Raw genomic sequence first — 16,083 nt, 5'->3', positions numbered from 1 at the left:
ATGGGTACCCGTCAGCGCATTCTCGACACCAGTCTGGCGATGTTCAACCACCATGGCTCGGCCAACATCACCAGTCTGGACATTGCCGCCGAACTGGAGATAAGCCCGGGGAACCTCTATTACCACTTCAAGGGTAAAGAGGAGATCATCAACCAGCTCTCCAAGGAGTGTGAGCTGGCGGTGAGCACCCTGCTGGCCCGGGTAGACCTGGAGGAGATCAGCGAGCCTGAGTATTGGGTGTTCCTGCACTCCCTGCTAAGGGTGTGCCTGCACTACCGCTTCCTGTTTCTGGATCTGCAGACCGTCGCCCCTGACAGCGGCAATCGCCGGGCCCAGAGGCTGATGAAGCAGCTGCACAGCTTCACCTCCCACAGCCTGGCGGCGTTGGAAGACAAGGCATTGCTGCAGCTTAAGGGGGAAAACCGGGAAGAGTTGGCGGACAACCTGTTCCTGTTGGGCCTGTCCTGGCTCTGCTTCGACTCAGGCGACAGCGACGAGAAAGCGGTGGAGCGTGGCGCTCACCGCCTCATCTCTCTGGTTAATCCTCACCTGACGCGGCAACTGAATTTTGCCGACACTGATCGATAAACTTGCCGCAGCGCTCCATGGCTTCGCGGGCTTCGGGCAGCTGCTGAAACAGGGTAAACACGTGCGGCAGGCCTGGCCAAATGGTCAGGTCTGCCACCCCGCCCTGACGCCTCACCTTGGACTTTAACCGCACCGAATCGTCCAGCAGAATCTCCAGACTGCCCACATGCACCATGATCGGCGCCAGATCGCTGAGATCCGCCGCCAGAGGCGAAGCCAAAGGATCACAGGGCGTGTGGCCATTGAGGTAGGAGTTTCGCAGCAGCATCAGGCTGCCCAGGTCGAAGAAGGGATCCTCATTGCGCATCACAAAGGCGGACTGACTGTTCATGGTCAGATCCAGCGCCGGGGAGAACAGCAAGGCGGCCAGCGGCTGGGGCAACCCCTTATCCTTGCATTTGAGCATGGTGGCCAGAGCCAGGTTGCCCCCGGCAGAGTCCCCCCCAAGAATGATCTTCTCAGGCGGTACCCCCTGCTCCAGCAGGGTGCGGTAGGCGGTAAAACAGTCATTCAGGGCGGCAGGGAAAGGAAACTCCGGTGCCAGTCGATAGAAAGCCATGACGCCACGAGCCTGGGTATGGCGGCTCAGGTAGTGAAGCATGGCGCTGTGCACCTGGGGAGAGCGAAAGCAAAATCCGCCACCATGGAAATAGAGCAGAATGCTGTCGCCGGCAGGACGACCTTTGACAATCCACTGGCAGGGTACACCGGAGAGGCTGTCATCGACCCACTCCAGGCCGCCTGGGGTGCCGATGTAGGAGTTGAGCTTATCCAGTCCGGCAATCACCCCCCGGACCGACAGGATGTCATTGCAGCGCTCCAGGCGACCACGAATCGCCCGGTAGAGGACCTTGTTTAAAGCCTTAGCACGCCAGCTGGACATCCAGTTTCCTTAGTTTGCGGGAGCGAGTCTAGATGATATGTGAGAAAACACTGAGGACTCAAGCTCTTCCAAACCCTCCTCAAGGTAGCGGTCAAAAGACTCGATACCCGGCAAGGAGTGACGACAACACACCAGGCCGAAGTGCAGCACCCCATCGTAATGCATCAAGGTCATGTTGAGGGTCTGGCCCGGCATCAGCAGAGACAGAGGGTAACTGGCAGTCAATTTGGCCCCCAATAGGGAGAGAGGATGGTCCGCCGCCTCCACTTCGGTGATCAGCATGTTGGCCGCGGGTGGCAGCCACTGCTTGTTGTCATAACGAGCCGCCACCAGGGCCAGGGCATTCACCGCGGAGGAGTATCGATTGTAGGCTTTGGCACTGGTTCGCCGGGTCTGCTCTCTGATGCGGCGATTGGTCCTGCCTATGGCTTTCAGTCTCTGCATCGGGGTCAAGCCAGGCTTGCCCAGTTCCACCAGGCCAACGGAGATCATATGCAGCCGGTCGCCGTCCTCACCGTCTCTCAGCGGCACCATGGCCACCAGGGGGTCCCTGTCCCGCCAGTTGTGCACCTTGAGGTAGCGGTGCAGGGCCATATCACACAGAGTCAGCACCACATCATCAAATCGGGCACCGGTATAGGTGGCCAGTCGGCTGAGTCGACTGGCCGGCAGTTTGGCCAGGATCACCTGCTTGGCCCTGTCCGAGCTGATGTCGTTAAAAGGGGTACGCGGTGCGGTAAAGGGCAGACGTATGCCACTGGCAGTCAGTGACAGGCGGTCTCCCGCAGCCATCCCCAACAGCTTCAGGCTGTCCAGCCCTATCTTGGCCTGCTTCACCCAGAAAGAGGGAGACAGGGCCTCCAGCCATTGACTGAGCTCCGGAGGCTGCTCATCGATTCGACTGCCCAACTGCCAGAACGGCACCAGGTATCCCAGGCGCTCAGACAACTCAAAACTGTCCGCCACCAGGCTGGCGGCGCGCAGGCCGTCGGTAAGTGCGTGGTGGAACTTCATCACCAGGGCGATATCGCCGCTTTCCAGGCCATCAATCACCCACAGCTCCCACAAAGGACGACTGCGGTCGAGTCGATAGCTGTGAATGCGGGCAACCAACTCCATCAGCTGGTCTGCATCACCGGGATTGGGCAATTTGGCGAGACGGACATGGTAGGAAAGATCCACCTCATCCACCGGCTGCCATTTGGGCACCCGGGAGGGCGTAAAGTGGATCACTTGATCAAATGGCGCCACCACCGGTCCGCAGCGTACCAGCTGCCGGTGGAGACGCAGACCAAAGTCTTGGACGTCTTGCGGAGGGCGCAACATCATCAGCCCTGACACATGCAATGGTGTCGAGTCGCTTTCGAAAAGCAGGAACACCAGCTCAGACAGGGACAGAGTGGTCATGCGCCCTCCCTCTGGCCTACTTGGCCAGCTTCTCGATTGCCTCGGCCAGCTTATCTACCTTGGCGTTCAGCTCATCAATCTGACGTGGATGGATGCCGCTGAGGCGATAAAACAGGTTGTGAACCCGAGCTTCCACCTCTTCGTTGGCGCGATCCAGATTATCCTCGACCCGGGCTCGGGTGTTGGCTTCCACTTCACGACCGCGCTCAACCAGCTTCTCGAACAGGTCACCGGATTTGCCTTCCAGCTCCTTCGCTTCTTCGATGCTGCGGCTGTAAACACCCAGGCCGGCGAGCCAGATGTTTCGAGCCAGTTGCTCGTTATCAACGCCTTCTACGGGTGGCATTCCCTTAACTTCGTTGCTCATCATGTGCTCCTTACACCGCGGCATTAGGCGGGTTTAGTGGTGGTACGGCGAGTGGTCTTGGCCGCAGGCTTAGCTGCTGGTTTTGCTGCAGGCTTAACGGCTGGCTTGGCGGCGGCCTTAGGCGGAGCCTTAGGGGTCGCGGTGGCTTTAGGGGCTACCTTGGCGGCGGCTTTATCTTCGGCCATCTTGTCTACCAGTGCAGTCAGACGATCAATCTTGGACTCCAGCTCTTCCAGTTGCTCGGCCTCAAGACCGGTTACCTTCTGAACCTGGTTGTGCAGTTGCGCCTCGAAGGCATCCTTGGTCTGGCTGGATGCTTCGGATACGCGCTCTACCGTTGAGGACTCAAGCTCTTTACCCCGCTCAAGAAGCTCATCGAACAGGCCCAGACCTCGCTCAGACAGTTGGCTGATCTCTTCCGCACCCTTGGAATAGGCGCCGAGTCCTGCCAGCCAGATTTTCCGATACAGTGCCTCTTGGGTGTCGGCATCGGCATTCTTTGATCCAAATAGTCGCTTCAACATGTTGCCTCCATGACGGGAAAGTTTTCTTTTGTCATGGTCAGAGTACGGCGGATCTTTAGAAGGGACATTCTAAACGGCAGGGAAAAATTGAGATTGGTCAATCTTGTGTCAGATAAGGAGGGTGTCCAGTTGCGACTCAATGCCCTGTCGAATGACGGGGGCAAAAGGGATCAACATCAGGCCCAATTTCATCTCTATGGTCACCTGATGAGGTTCGGGAACCAGCACGCCTTTGGCACCGCTGCGACGAAAGGTCAGTTGCTCACCCTGCCACTGCCAGGTGACCTGGTAGTCGTTGGCCAATGACTGGGCGACCTGCTCACTGAGATCGCGGATGCCCTGATGGCCCAGAGTGTGGTTACGCTGAATGTAGATGGCAGTCATTGGCCTGGTCTCCCTGATACAAATGAAGGGGTCTGTCGCCCCTCTGCTTCCTATACGGTTTAAGTTACCAGACCAGAGCAATTTTTCCACATTGATGTCATCGGGTTGTCACTCTCACTCTCTCTGTCACTCTGAAAAAACCCACACATACCGAATAATAATTTCTAATGGTTACCTTGGAATCCGTCTCGAAATGTCAGCGCAGAGGTGACGAGACCACCGCTTGATGTAACCACGAACAGGGCAGAGCACTAGCTGCCCCAATCGATTTACACCTACCCAAAGACGCCGGAAATCTGGAGGGGGAAGACCCAGGCGCTTCGGAAATTTGCCTGAGTCCACAAGGGTACCGTCCCAAAGGTGCCTCTTTTATCTGGAGCCGTCCATGGAATTGAAACCAAGGGACCAGGCAAGGCCGGTAAACAGTGGGGCGTCATGTTTGGCGAGCATGAGCCCACACACATGGCCGCAGAAAGCCATCAAAAACCACGAGATTACAAAAGCAGTTACACCACGTAAAAGCCGATAAAAAATGGAAGCGGCCAGATGTCTGTCTGAATCAGCTGGCGGACTTTTGGATGTGTAGCCTTTTGACCCATATTCTTGATAGCTCAGAAAGCTCCCCGACCTGCCCTTCTGTCGGCTTCTCTTCAACCAGCGGCCAAGGACGGTTAGGCACCTCTCTCCCCTGCTCTTCCAACCAATGACAGGCCAGCTCTCTGATGGACGCGGTGGTAAAGCGCCTATCCAGGCCACACTGCCCCTTCAGAACACTCATTAGTTTTACTGGGTAACTTTCCGGGAGCGGCTTACTGGAATCCGTGGGGCAGCTGAACACCCAAGGACCCACTGAGGTGTCGCGATGACGACGCTTGAGCCAGACCAGAGTATCCGGTGAGAGCATCAGGAAACGGGTCTTTCCCTCGATCTGAAGGCGGGCGAAGCCCCTCTCCAGATCCAACTCAGACCAGCTTAACTGGCACAGAGATTTGAACCCGACAAGATTACTCAGTTGCATCAGGAGAAGGGGTTTGTATGCCTCAGAGTCGTCCAGCGCCAACACCGCCTTGTGGTATCGACCGACCTCTCTCCAGCCAATTTTATGGTTCAAGACGGTCGTACGGGTCAGGCTAACGCCTTCACACGGACAGGCCACTCCTTGGCTCATCCACCCCTGAACAGACTCCAGTCCTCGAGCCACCCTGAAGAACAACCGAAGCAGACTGAGCCGGTGCTTAGCTCCAGGCTGCTGAGGCGCCACCAGCGACGTCACCTCCTCCAGAGTCAGAGACTCGCCGGTGCGATTGGCAAACTCACCCTCAAACAGGCTCTCCAGCTGTCGCACCTCCGCTCTCCAGCGACGGCGCCGGGATTTCGCCCATTCGGCGAACTGTTCAACACCGATAGGCAAAGGCGTACCCTGGGGGGCTGGCGCCTCGCCCTGCAGCGCCAGCCTGTACTGCTGCCAGGCCTCGATCGCCGCTTGGCGGTCCATCTGCGGGTAATAGCCCAGGGTGAGCTGGCGGGTACTCTTCGCCCCCTTGGGGGTATAGCGATAGACCCAGCGGCGCTTGTGTCGGCCGACCTTAAAGATAAGGCCGGGATAGTCCGCTTCATTGATGTCGCTTTCCGCATGCTGATAACCCGATGCCTTTCCCTGACCGTCGATGTCGGCGATCGCCTGCTTGATTACCGCCTGCACCCGACCTCGCACACCAGTAGCCAGGCACTGATCCAACAGGGCCAGCACCTGCTGTTTCGGGGTCATTCTGATGCCCGCACTGTCATTTTGGTGCGCCTTGTCACTCTTTTTCATTCTGTTACCAATGTTGTTTCACAGCATTGCGTCACAGTTGCTAAGCTGCTGCTGTCTTTAACCATAACGATTATATGGACTTACAATGTTTAAGCAGTCACTGATTGGCCTGGCCCTGTTTGCCGGCGCCGCCCTTTCACCGGCCCTGGTGGCCGAGGAGTCTCAACAGAACTGGGATCTGACCCCACTCTACGCCGATTGGCAACAGTGGCAGGGTCAAAAAACCAGCCTGGAGAAGCAATTGGACCAACTCGCCGCCTATCAGGGCAAGTTGGGTCAATCTGCCGCAACCCTGGCCGATGCCATGGATCTCTATTACGGCCTGTCCAAGACCCTGTCCCAGCTGTATGTCTACGCCAACCTCAATGCCGACACCGATCTGCGGAACTCGGACAACGGGGCCAAGCGTCAGTCCATCGCCATGCTGGCCAACCGCTTCCACCAGGGTTCCTCCTTTATCAACCCTGAGCTGATCGGCCTGGGTGAAGAGAAGGTCATGGCCATGGTGAAGTCCGAGCCTCGTCTGGCCGACTACCGCTTCCCGCTGGAAAACATCCTGCGCGGCAAGGCCCACACCCTGGCGCCCGCTGCAGAGAAGATTCTGGCCGCCGCCGGCACCATCACCAGTGCTCCTTACTCCAGTTACGCCACCTTCACCAATGCCGAACTGCCCTGGCCTGAAGTGGAACTGGATGGCGAACTGGTGACCCTGAACCAGGCCACCTACGCCCGCTTCCGCAGCCACCCGGATCGCGACGTACGTAAAAAGGCGTTCGACAACTTCTTTGGCACCCTGTCCAAGTACCGTCGCACCATCGCCTCTTTGCTGGATGCCAATGTCAAAGCCGACGTATTCAACGCTCGCAGCCGCAACCACGACTCCGCCCTGGAAGCAGCCCTGAGCGAAGACAACATTCCGGTTGAGGTATACAGCGCCCTGGTAGACACCACCAACGCCAACCTGGACACCCTGCAGCGCTACCTTAAGTTACGCTCTCGTATGCTGAAATTGGATGATCAAGGCTATTTTGACATCTACCCAGCCGTGGTCAAAGCCACAGGTGATTATCCCATCGAGCGCGGCATTGAGATGATGCTGGCCTCCCTGGAGCCCATGGGCGATGCTTACGTCGATAAGATCCGCACCGGCCTGGATCAGCGCTGGATGGATACTTACCCCAAACTGGGCAAGCGCTCTGGTGCCTACATGAGCGGCAGCGCCTACGACGTTCACCCCTACGTGCTGATGAACTACAACGATGACTACACCTCGGTGTCTACCCTGACCCACGAGTGGGGCCACGCCACGCACTCGGTGTATGCCAACGCCAATCAGCACTACGCCACCGCAGGCTACGCCACCTTTACCGCAGAGATCGCCTCCACGTTCCAGGAGCACCTGCTCACCGACTACGCGCTGAAAAACGCCGCTGACGACAATGAACGCCTCTACTACCTGGGCCAAACTCTGGAGAAGTTCCGCCAGACCTTCTTCCGTCAGACCATGTTTGCGGAATTTGAGCGTGCCATCCACGAAGAGGTGGAGAAGGGCCAACCCCTGAGTGACACCCGCGCTTCAGAGATCTTCCTGGACCTGCTGCGTCGCTACCACGGTCACGATAAAGGCGTGATGGCCATCGATGACGCCTACGGCATCGAGTGGGCCTATGTGCCCCACTTCTACTACAACTTCTATGTGTATCAGTACGCCACCTCCATCGCAGCCTCTGCGGCCTTCGCCGATGAGGTACTCAGCGGCGACAAGGCGGCCTACGATCGCTACCTTAACCTGCTGAAGTCCGGTGGCAGCGACTACCCATATGACCTGGTGAAAAACGCCGGGGTCGACCTGGCTTCCGCCCAGCCTTATGAAGCGATCTTTAAGCGAATGAACCGACTGATGGACGAGATGGAAACCATTCTTGATCGCAGCGAAAAGCTGTAAAAAGAGGGTCACTTCGCACTGAGCAAAAAGGGAGCAAACGCTCCCTTTTTTTGTTATCAAAAACCGCTTTTTGCGATCGATTGTTTAACAAGGATCTAACCACAGCTCTAAGGCAGGGCAACCAAGGGGCGGAGCGGGTTTTCCACAAGCTGTGAATCCATCCACAGGGACGAGTATGACGAACACTGTTTCCATCACACTCTGCCCCCCTCATTTTTGCATCGACAACCGCCGACTCTGTGTTCAGAGATCACATCAAAGGATCATCACCGATACATCTTGATTACTTTTGAAAAACTTGATCAAAACCAATGAATCACCTGGCGGTAACCTCATTCGAATTTTGGGTAGTGATCTTCTTGATCGCGATCAATTTATCCGACGGAATTTTGGCGCTTAATATGCGTCGTACCCCCACATATGGGCCATATTCAAGACAAGGCAACAAGATGTAGTGCTTGTCAAGGCCTATTCCTACATTCTTAAGGATTTTTTCTCATGCCAGTTGTGATTAAGAGAGACGGTTGTCAGGTGCCCTTTGATAGCGCAAGGATTCGCGACGCTATCGCACGGGCTGCCATGGCAGCTGACGTCAAGGATGATGATTACGCTCAACGTGTCTCCGACACCATTGAGCAGGAACTGGCTGAGTCTGGCAACGTCAACATCGACGAGATCCAGCAGATGGTGGAAAACCATCTGATGTCGGGCCCCTACAAAGCGGTGGCCCGTGCCTACATCGAATATCGCCACGACCGCGATATTGCCCGCGAATCCAATAGCCGCCTGAACCGGGAGATCCGTGGCCTGGTGGATCAGAGCAACGCTGCCCTGCTCCACGAAAACGCCAACAAGGACTCCAAGGTGATCCCCACTCAGCGTGACCTGCTGGCCGGCATCGTTGCCAAGCACTACGCCACCCGACACATCCTGCCTCGGGATGTGGTCAAGGCCCATGAGTGCGGAGAGATCCACTATCACGACCTGGACTACGCCCCCTTCTTCCCCATGTTCAACTGCATGTTGATCGATCTGGAAGGGATGCTGACCGGCGGCTTTAAGATGGGTAACGCCGAAATCGACGTACCCAAGTCCATCTCCACCGCCACCGCGGTGACCGCACAGATCATTGCCCAGGTCGCCAGCCACATCTATGGTGGTACCACCATCAACCGCATCGATGAGGTGCTGGAACCTTACGTTACCAAGAGCTACGAAAAGCACCTGGAAGTGGGCAAGGAGTGGCAGGTATCCGACGTGAAGGCCTACGCCATGGCTCGCACCGAGAAGGAGTGTTATGACGCCTTCCAGAGCCTGGAGTACGAGGTCAACACCCTGCATACCGCCAATGGCCAGACCCCCTTCGTAACCTTCGGCTTTGGCCTGGGTACCAGCTGGCAGAGCCGCCTGATCCAACAATCCATCCTCAAGGTGCGCATGGTGGGCCTGGGCAAGAACCACAAGACCCCGGTGTTCCCCAAACTGGTGTTCGCCATCCGCGATGGCCTGAACCACAAAGAGGGCGACGCCAACTACGACATCAAGAAGCTGGCGCTGGAGTGCTCCACCAAGCGTATGTACCCGGATATCCTCAACTATGACCGTGTGGTCGAGGTGACCGGATCCTTCAAAACCCCCATGGGTTGCCGTAGCTTCCTGTCCGCCTATGAGCAGGACGGCCAGCTGGTGCACGAAGGTCGCAACAACCTGGGCGTGGTCAGCCTTAACCTGCCCCGCATTGCCATCGAAGCCAAGGGCAATGAGAACCTGTTCTTCGAACTGCTGGACGATCGCCTGGCGCTGGCGAAGAAGGCCCTGATGACCCGCATCGACCGCCTTGAAGGCGTTAAGGCACGGGTGGCCCCCATCCTGTACATGGAGGGTGCCTGCGGTGTTCGCCTGAAGCCGGACGATGACATCAGTGAAATCTTCAAAAATGGCCGAGCCTCCATCTCTCTGGGCTACATTGGTCTGCATGAGACCGTAAACGCCCTGTACGGGGCTTGTGGTCACGTGTTTGACTCCGAGGAGATGCGCACCAAGGCCCTGACCATCGTAGAGCGTCTGCGCGCCGCTACCGACGCCTGGAAAGCACAAACCGGCTACGGCTTCAGCCTCTACTCCACCCCCAGTGAAAACCTGTGCACCCGGTTCTGCAAGATCGATCAGCGCCAGTTCGGCGTTGTCGACGGCGTAACCGATAAGGGCTACTACACCAACAGTTTCCACCTGGATGTGGAAAAGAAGGTGAACCCCTACGATAAGATCGATTTCGAGAAGCCCTATCCGAAAATCGCCAACGGTGGCTTCATCTGCTACGGCGAGTACCCCAACATGCAGAAAAACGTCGAGGCGTTGGAAGACGTGTGGGATTACGCCTACCAGCACGTGCCCTACTATGGCACCAACACCCCCATCGATGAGTGCTATAAGTGCGGCTTCACCGGTGAGTTCGATTGCACCTCAAAAGGCTTCACCTGCCCCAAGTGCGGCAACCATGATCCGGCTAAGGTGTCCGTGACCCGACGTGTATGCGGTTACCTGGGCAGCCCTGACGCCCGTCCCTTCAACGAGGGTAAGCAGGAAGAGGTAAAGCGTCGGATTAAGCACCTGTAGCATTTGAGTACATGATAGAGGGCAGGGCCTGTCCCTGCCCTTTTTGATGAAGGGCCCCTCAATGAACTATCACAACTATTATCCGGTGGACGTGGTCAATGGACTGGGCACTCGCTGCACCCTGTTTGTGGCGGGATGTGTCCATCAGTGTAAGGGGTGTTACAACCAGAGCACCCAGCGACTGGACTCCGGTCACCCCTTCACCGAGGAGATGGCTGACCAGATCATCCGTGATCTGAGCGACACCCGCATCAAACGCCGTGGCCTGAGCCTCTCCGGCGGAGACCCTCTGCACCCGGCCAATGTACCCGCCATTCTCGAGCTGGTGACCCGGGTCAAGGAGCACTGCCCAGACAAAGACATCTGGTGCTGGACAGGTTACCGCCTGGATGAGCTGGACGAAGCGCAGCGGGCACTGCTGCCCTATCTGGATGTGCTGATCGACGGCCGTTTCGAACAGGAACTGGCGGATCCCTCTTTGCTTTGGCGAGGCAGCAGCAACCAGGTGATCCACCGCCTCTCACAAAGGGCGCAGGAGAGCGTGCCCGCCGTAGAGTAACATCCGCACGCCAAAGGCAGACAACAAAGGGGCCCTCAGGCCCCTTTGTCATTGTCGTCGTAAATCGCTACACCTTAGCCGAATCGATTGCCACCGCCTGCCTGATCAGGTTGCCCTTGCTGATGTTGTAGCCACTGAGCTTGGACAGCCAATCTTCCGGCCCCAACAGCCGGTTGATGATCTCGTCAGGCTCTATCCCCTCCCGATGCAAAGCACTGGCCTTGTCACACAGTCCGCGCAGGTTATCCAGCTTCTCCCTCAAGGCCAGGTGGCCCTGAGGGACTATGCCCCTGTGAGGGCAAAACAGCACATCAAACTCCAGCGCCAGCACCTTGTTGATGCTCTGCATCAACTGCAACAGGTTTTCATCCGCCCTCAGGTAACGGATCGACTTGGACAGGTAGAGATCCCCGCTAAACAGGTAACCCCGATCCGGCCAGTGGAAGCAGGTCAGGTCCTTAGCGTGTCCCGGGGTATGAACCGCATGCAGCGCTCCACCTGCAGCCATCGGAACCTGCTCAGGCAGAGTTTGGGTCTCCACAGGCTGTGGGCTGCCCCAGATCAGCCTCTGAATAGGGGGAATGCGATAACCCCGAGCCAGCTTGGCCCGGCCCAATTCGGGCGCCAGAGGGGTCAAATGGTAGCGGGTGGCGATTCGGGCGGCGTTGCCCGCATGATCTTCATGATGATGGGTCAGCAACAGCCGCTTGGGAGGTTGGGCATCGAGGAGACGACGTATGGTGGCCCACTGGTTTGGCGGTCCGGTGTCAATCTGGGTTTCGCCGATGCGGTAGAGGATGAAGGTGGTGTTGATCCCCTGATTGAAGCGCCCTACCCGCACGCCTTCAACCCCTTCATGAGCCATTCTTTCCCTGACTGGCATCGCATCCCCCTGCGCCCTTTCGCTTGTCTAACCTTTCAAGCTAACAGAGGGTTCACAGGCGCACAAGGCGACAGGCCCGGTCTTTCAGGCGCTCGGATTGCGCCAGCGTTGCAGAACCAGGGCGCCCAACATCACGATGATGATGTTCACCACAAGCTCGGAGGGACCGAACACCCGGCAATCGTCACAGCTGCTCAGCAATGAAGCACTCAGACGAGCAACACCATAATGAATCAGGGGAAACAGCAGCAGCAGTCCGCCGCCAAAGGCCATGGGCAGAGTACGCCGCTCGATGCCGGCACCGATCAGCAACAGGCCCGACGCCAACCAACATGAGGGCAGCCAGTAGTTGGCCAGCACAAATTGCTTGAGTTCGCTGCTGGCACCGTGGCGGTGACCAACATCATCATACACCTGGAAGGCCAGAGGAAATTCAAACAGCAGGGCAAGAAATGGGAAAAGGATCAATCCCAGTGCGGCCCAGTAGCATCCGCGTTTTAGCCAGTTCATCAATACCGTCCCTTAAACACTCCACCTTTAGAGAGCGGCACGCTCCCGAGGTTCCTGAAGAAGAGTCGATTTACCGGATCGGAATACATTTGTAACCGGAAAGTAAATCGGCGCCGAAGTTTATTCGCTTCGGCGCCGGTCATCAAGATAAATAATTTTATGGTTCGACGATGGAAAAATCACCGTTAACAGGTTCAAACAGTCGGAAGAAGGCCACCATGTCCATGATGCTGCCATCCACACTGAGGTTGTCACCGGTGACCAGGTCCTGCATAGCCACCTGACGAGAGGCCACCTGGATGAACAGCTTGCGGCTGAGCCCGAGATACGGAATGGACTCTTCTGGCTCATCATTCAAGGTCCGGTAGTGCAGTACCCCGTTGGCGATCTCCAGCAAATAACGCTCCTGGGCGCCCAGGATCTCTAGTACCAGGGCGTAGCGTTCCACACCGGCGGCCTCATAGTCGACTCTGGTGGCCAGAGCGTCGAGGAAATGAGGCGTATCGGTCTGATAAAGAACTCCGGCCATCTTCTTCTCCATACTCAGCCCCTCGGGCACCCCCTCCCGCAACTCCAGGGCAGCGCTCAGATAGGAGTCACGCCAGGTACCAGATTCGGCCTGATACCCCATCTGCTCGTAAGCCCGGGCCAGCATCTCTTTGGCACTGCTGTCATCGGGGTCGAAGAACACCAGGTGATTAAGCAGCTCGGCTGCCCAGCGGTACTCACCCAGATCCATGGCTGCGGTCGCCTTATTGCGCATCGCTTCGGCGCCGCCAGCCAGCTCTACATAGCGCCTGGCCGCCGAGGAGCGTGGCAGTGGGTCCAGATGTGCCGGATTGCCGTCATACCAGCCAAAGTAGAATTGATAGACCGCTCGAATATTGTGTTTCAAGGTGCCGTAATAGCCTCTGGCAGAAAACTCCTCCCTCAACCCTTGAGGCAACTGCAGCTGTTCGGCGATCTCCCCCGGCGTGTAGCCCTGATTGGCCAGCCTCAGGGTCTGGTCGTGGATGAATTTATAGAGGTCACGCTGACTGTTCAGAAAACCCTGTACCCTCTCCTGCCCCCACACCGGCCAGTGGTGGCCGCCAAAATAGATCTCGGCATCCTGGTAGCGGTTCGCTGCTTCATCGATGTATCTGCTCCACCCCAAAGCATCGCGAACCTTGGCACCACGGAGGGTGTAGAGGTTGTGCATGGTTTGCGACACCATCTCGGCGCCGCAGAAAGCCCTTTGCTGAGGAAGGTAAAAGGTGAACTCTGAGGGGGCTTCTGAGCCGGAGACCATCTGGAACTCAAACTCCACCCCATCCAGCGTGAGGCGTTCTCCGGTTTGCATCACATCCAGGTTGGGCGGTATCAAACCCACGGTGCCAAACGCGACCGACTTGCCCAACCCCAGGTCCACATGCCCCAGCGGCGAGACTGACAGCTTACGTCCATACTGGTAGCCGGCCCGTCGCACCATGGCGGTGCCCACCAGGATGTTTTCACTGGTGGCTTCCTTCATAAAACCCGCTGGCGCCACCACCGTCAGTTCGCCGTCGGCGTACTCTCTGGCCGCCTCGGCGCCGCCAAAGTGATCCACATGACTGTGGGTGTAGATGATGGTTGTGATGGGATCGGATTCAAGGTGATCAAAGGCGAAGGCCAACGCCGCCTGGGCGGTCTCTAAACTGGTCAGCGGGTCCACCAGGATCCACCCCTGTTCACCACGAATCAGGGTCATGTTGGCCAGATCGAAACCTCGTACCTGGTAGATCCCGGGGCTCACCTCAAACAAGCCAGCCAGATTATTCAACTGGGCCTGACGCCACAGGCTGGGATTAACCGTATCCGGCGCATCATCCATCAGGAAAGCGTACTGCTGCAGCGACCAGATCACCGTTCCCTCTTCATCTTTAACGGTCAGGGACTCAGGAGAGGCGATCAAGCCGCGGCGGGCATCCTCGAACGCCTGCTGGCTGGCCAGGGGCAGAGACTGAGCCACACGACTGTTGTGTGCATGGGTAAACTCGCTGGCTTCCCCCACCGGGGTCGGAGGCCTCTCGCCACCACAGCCTGCCAATACCAAGGCTGCTGCACTCAAAAACACCCATTCCTTGCTGTTCATGTCGCTCTCCCCTGAAATTGTTCTTATAACCTAACATCTTATTGATCTAATTCACGCCATTTCTACTCCCGGCACTCCCTTTGTCACCCTGGTAAAAAATTAGTTTCTCTGAGGTTACTTCTTCAGTCATTCTTTACATTGGTGCACAAAAAAGCCCGCCATTTGGCGGGCTTCTCATCGGTGCAGATAAGACTAGCGAATCATCTGCTTTAAGGCTTCGGCGATCTCGGTGTTATCGAGGTGACCCCTGAACTGTTCAGACCCAGGCCCCATAGCCCCAAGGGGCACATCGACGGCTGTGTGGCCGCTGGTGGTCCACCCGGTATAGCTGTGGGCGCTGAGGATGCTCGCCAGCTTCCAGCGCAGCGCTTCCTCCTCTTTAGACACTTGGGTCAGCTCGTTCAGTTCATCCTGAGTCAACTCAAAACCCACATAGCGGGCCAAGATCGGTGGAAACTGCTCCGGCGCTTGGTTCAACAGCGCGTCCGTGATGGTGCGCAATGATGCTTTGACCTGCTTCACCGTCTGCGCCTCCCAACGGTACTCCCCGTCGGCGCCCAGAGTCAGACCACCGGTGGAGTGATCGGCCGTGAACAGGATCAGGGTATCCCCGCGCTCCTGTGCAAAAGCCTCTGCCACCTCGATGGCACCGGCAAAATCCTCCATCTCCTTCATGGCGCAGGCGATGTCGTTGTCGTGACCGCACCAGTCAATGAGACTGCCTTCCACCATCAGGAAGAAGGGGGTGTCAGACTGACTCAGCAGACGCAATCCGGCGGTAACCATGGTGCTCAGGCGCTTAGGCCGATCACTGTCAATGGCATAAGGCAGTTGCTTCGGCGCAAACAGCCCCAGGGCAGGCAGGCGCGTCAGGCTGTCCACTTGGGAAAGCGTATCTGCATACTGATAACCCCAGTTCACCATTCTTTGCCCCAACTGATTGGGTTCCATGGGGAAGTAACGCTGCCCACCACCGAGGATCAGGTCCACCAGTGGCTGGTCTTGGTTAAGACGGCGGCTGTAGAACTGTTCGGCGATCTCCTGGTAGTTCTTGCGGGAATGGGCATGGGCGACGAAACTGGCTGGCGTTGCATGGGTCACATGAGAGGTGGCGATCACCCCGGTATGCCATCCCAAAGACTTGGCCTGCACCAGCATGCTGTCCAGAGGTTGCTTATGCTCATCCACACCAACAGCCCCGTTGTAACTCTTGGTGCCTGTGGCCAGGGCAGTGGCACCTGCGGCAGAGTCGGTGACGACGGTATCATCGTGGGGAAAGGTACTGGCACTGCCGCTAAGCAGGCGATCAAAAACGGTTTCTGACACCTGACTGACTTTGCTGTCAGCCTGGTAATAGCGATAAGCAGTGGTATAAGCGGGTCCCATGCCGTCGCCAATGAAGAAGATGACGTTTTTGGGTGCGTCGACCGCCTGAGCTGAAGCTGCCAGCAAAGCAACACCAAATGCCATGTTTTTCAACATAAT

General features: G+C 57.2%; 14 protein-coding genes. 4 read left to right on the top strand and 10 right to left on the bottom strand.

Translation table 11 applies throughout. The annotated features are described in order from the left end of the window. A complete protein-coding gene (locus tag ACN0RV_RS14780; protein WP_286339113.1) occupies positions 1–588 on the top strand; it encodes a TetR/AcrR family transcriptional regulator in 588 nt (195 codons plus the stop codon). On the opposite strand, the gene ACN0RV_RS14775 is transcribed toward ACN0RV_RS14780, so the two are convergent. The 6 genes from ACN0RV_RS14775 to ACN0RV_RS14750 all read right to left on the bottom strand — a co-directional run bounded on the left by ACN0RV_RS14775 (position 539) and on the right by ACN0RV_RS14750 (position 5,969). Further along, complete coding sequence (locus ACN0RV_RS14775) at positions 539–1,471, bottom strand: alpha/beta hydrolase (RefSeq protein ID WP_417348703.1); 933 nt, start codon at positions 1,469–1,471, stop codon at positions 539–541. The two genes, ACN0RV_RS14780 and ACN0RV_RS14775, sit on opposite strands and share 50 nt — an antisense overlap. A gap of 9 nt (positions 1,472–1,480) precedes the next feature. Next, the gene (locus ACN0RV_RS14770) at positions 1,481–2,878 is read right to left on the bottom strand and encodes a wax ester/triacylglycerol synthase domain-containing protein (protein ID WP_417348701.1); all 1,398 of its coding nucleotides are present in this window, start codon (positions 2,876–2,878) and stop codon (positions 1,481–1,483) included. 16 nt (positions 2,879–2,894) lie between these two features. Continuing rightward, positions 2,895–3,245 (bottom strand): phasin family protein, encoded by a 351-nt coding sequence (locus tag ACN0RV_RS14765; protein ID WP_211219929.1) that lies wholly within the window; start codon positions 3,243–3,245, stop codon positions 2,895–2,897. 23 nt (positions 3,246–3,268) lie between these two features. After that, on the bottom strand, positions 3,269–3,769 hold the full coding sequence (locus ACN0RV_RS14760; protein ID WP_417348699.1) for a phasin family protein: 501 nt from the start codon (positions 3,767–3,769) through the stop codon (positions 3,269–3,271). Positions 3,770–3,877: 108 nt separating this feature from the next. After that, positions 3,878–4,153, bottom strand: coding sequence for a polyhydroxyalkanoic acid system family protein (locus tag ACN0RV_RS14755; protein ID WP_417348697.1), 276 nt, complete (start codon positions 4,151–4,153; stop codon positions 3,878–3,880). A gap of 559 nt (positions 4,154–4,712) precedes the next feature. Then, positions 4,713–5,969: an integrase arm-type DNA-binding domain-containing protein gene (locus ACN0RV_RS14750; RefSeq protein ID WP_417348696.1), complete on the bottom strand. Its 1,257-nt coding sequence runs from the start codon at positions 5,967–5,969 to the stop codon at positions 4,713–4,715. A gap of 85 nt (positions 5,970–6,054) precedes the next feature. On the opposite strand from ACN0RV_RS14750, the gene pepF reads away from it, so the two are divergent. The 3 genes from pepF to nrdG all read left to right on the top strand — a co-directional run bounded on the left by pepF (position 6,055) and on the right by nrdG (position 11,089). Further along, positions 6,055–7,914: an oligoendopeptidase F gene (pepF, locus tag ACN0RV_RS14745; RefSeq protein WP_417348694.1), complete on the top strand. Its 1,860-nt coding sequence runs from the start codon at positions 6,055–6,057 to the stop codon at positions 7,912–7,914. A 498-nt stretch (positions 7,915–8,412) separates the two neighbouring features. Continuing rightward, positions 8,413–10,530 carry an anaerobic ribonucleoside-triphosphate reductase gene (nrdD, locus tag ACN0RV_RS14740; RefSeq protein WP_417348692.1) on the top strand — a complete coding sequence of 706 codons (2,118 nt, stop codon included), beginning with the start codon at positions 8,413–8,415 and terminating at the stop codon, positions 10,528–10,530. 61 nt (positions 10,531–10,591) lie between these two features. Further along, positions 10,592–11,089 carry an anaerobic ribonucleoside-triphosphate reductase-activating protein gene (gene nrdG / locus ACN0RV_RS14735; protein ID WP_417348690.1) on the top strand — a complete coding sequence of 166 codons (498 nt, stop codon included), beginning with the start codon at positions 10,592–10,594 and terminating at the stop codon, positions 11,087–11,089. 67 nt (positions 11,090–11,156) lie between these two features. On the opposite strand, the gene ACN0RV_RS14730 is transcribed toward nrdG, so the two are convergent. From ACN0RV_RS14730 to ACN0RV_RS14715, 4 genes are all read right to left on the bottom strand, one after another. Beyond that, positions 11,157–11,972, bottom strand: coding sequence for an MBL fold metallo-hydrolase (locus ACN0RV_RS14730; protein ID WP_417348689.1), 816 nt, complete (start codon positions 11,970–11,972; stop codon positions 11,157–11,159). 84 nt (positions 11,973–12,056) lie between these two features. Continuing rightward, positions 12,057–12,482, bottom strand: a complete 426-nt coding sequence (locus ACN0RV_RS14725) for a hypothetical protein (RefSeq protein ID WP_417348687.1) — start codon at positions 12,480–12,482, stop codon at positions 12,057–12,059. Between the two features lie 157 nt (positions 12,483–12,639). Next, positions 12,640–14,598, bottom strand: coding sequence for an alkyl/aryl-sulfatase (locus tag ACN0RV_RS14720; RefSeq protein WP_417348685.1), 1,959 nt, complete (start codon positions 14,596–14,598; stop codon positions 12,640–12,642). A 192-nt stretch (positions 14,599–14,790) separates the two neighbouring features. Then, on the bottom strand, positions 14,791–16,080 hold the full coding sequence (locus tag ACN0RV_RS14715) for an alkaline phosphatase (RefSeq protein ID WP_417348683.1): 1,290 nt from the start codon (positions 16,078–16,080) through the stop codon (positions 14,791–14,793). Positions 16,081–16,083: the final 3 nt, after the last annotated feature.

The sequence above is a fragment of the Ferrimonas sp. genome (assembly GCF_048263965.1).
GTDB lineage: Bacteria > Pseudomonadota > Gammaproteobacteria > Enterobacterales > Shewanellaceae > Ferrimonas.
This window is presented reverse-complemented; position numbering and strand designations above follow the sequence as displayed.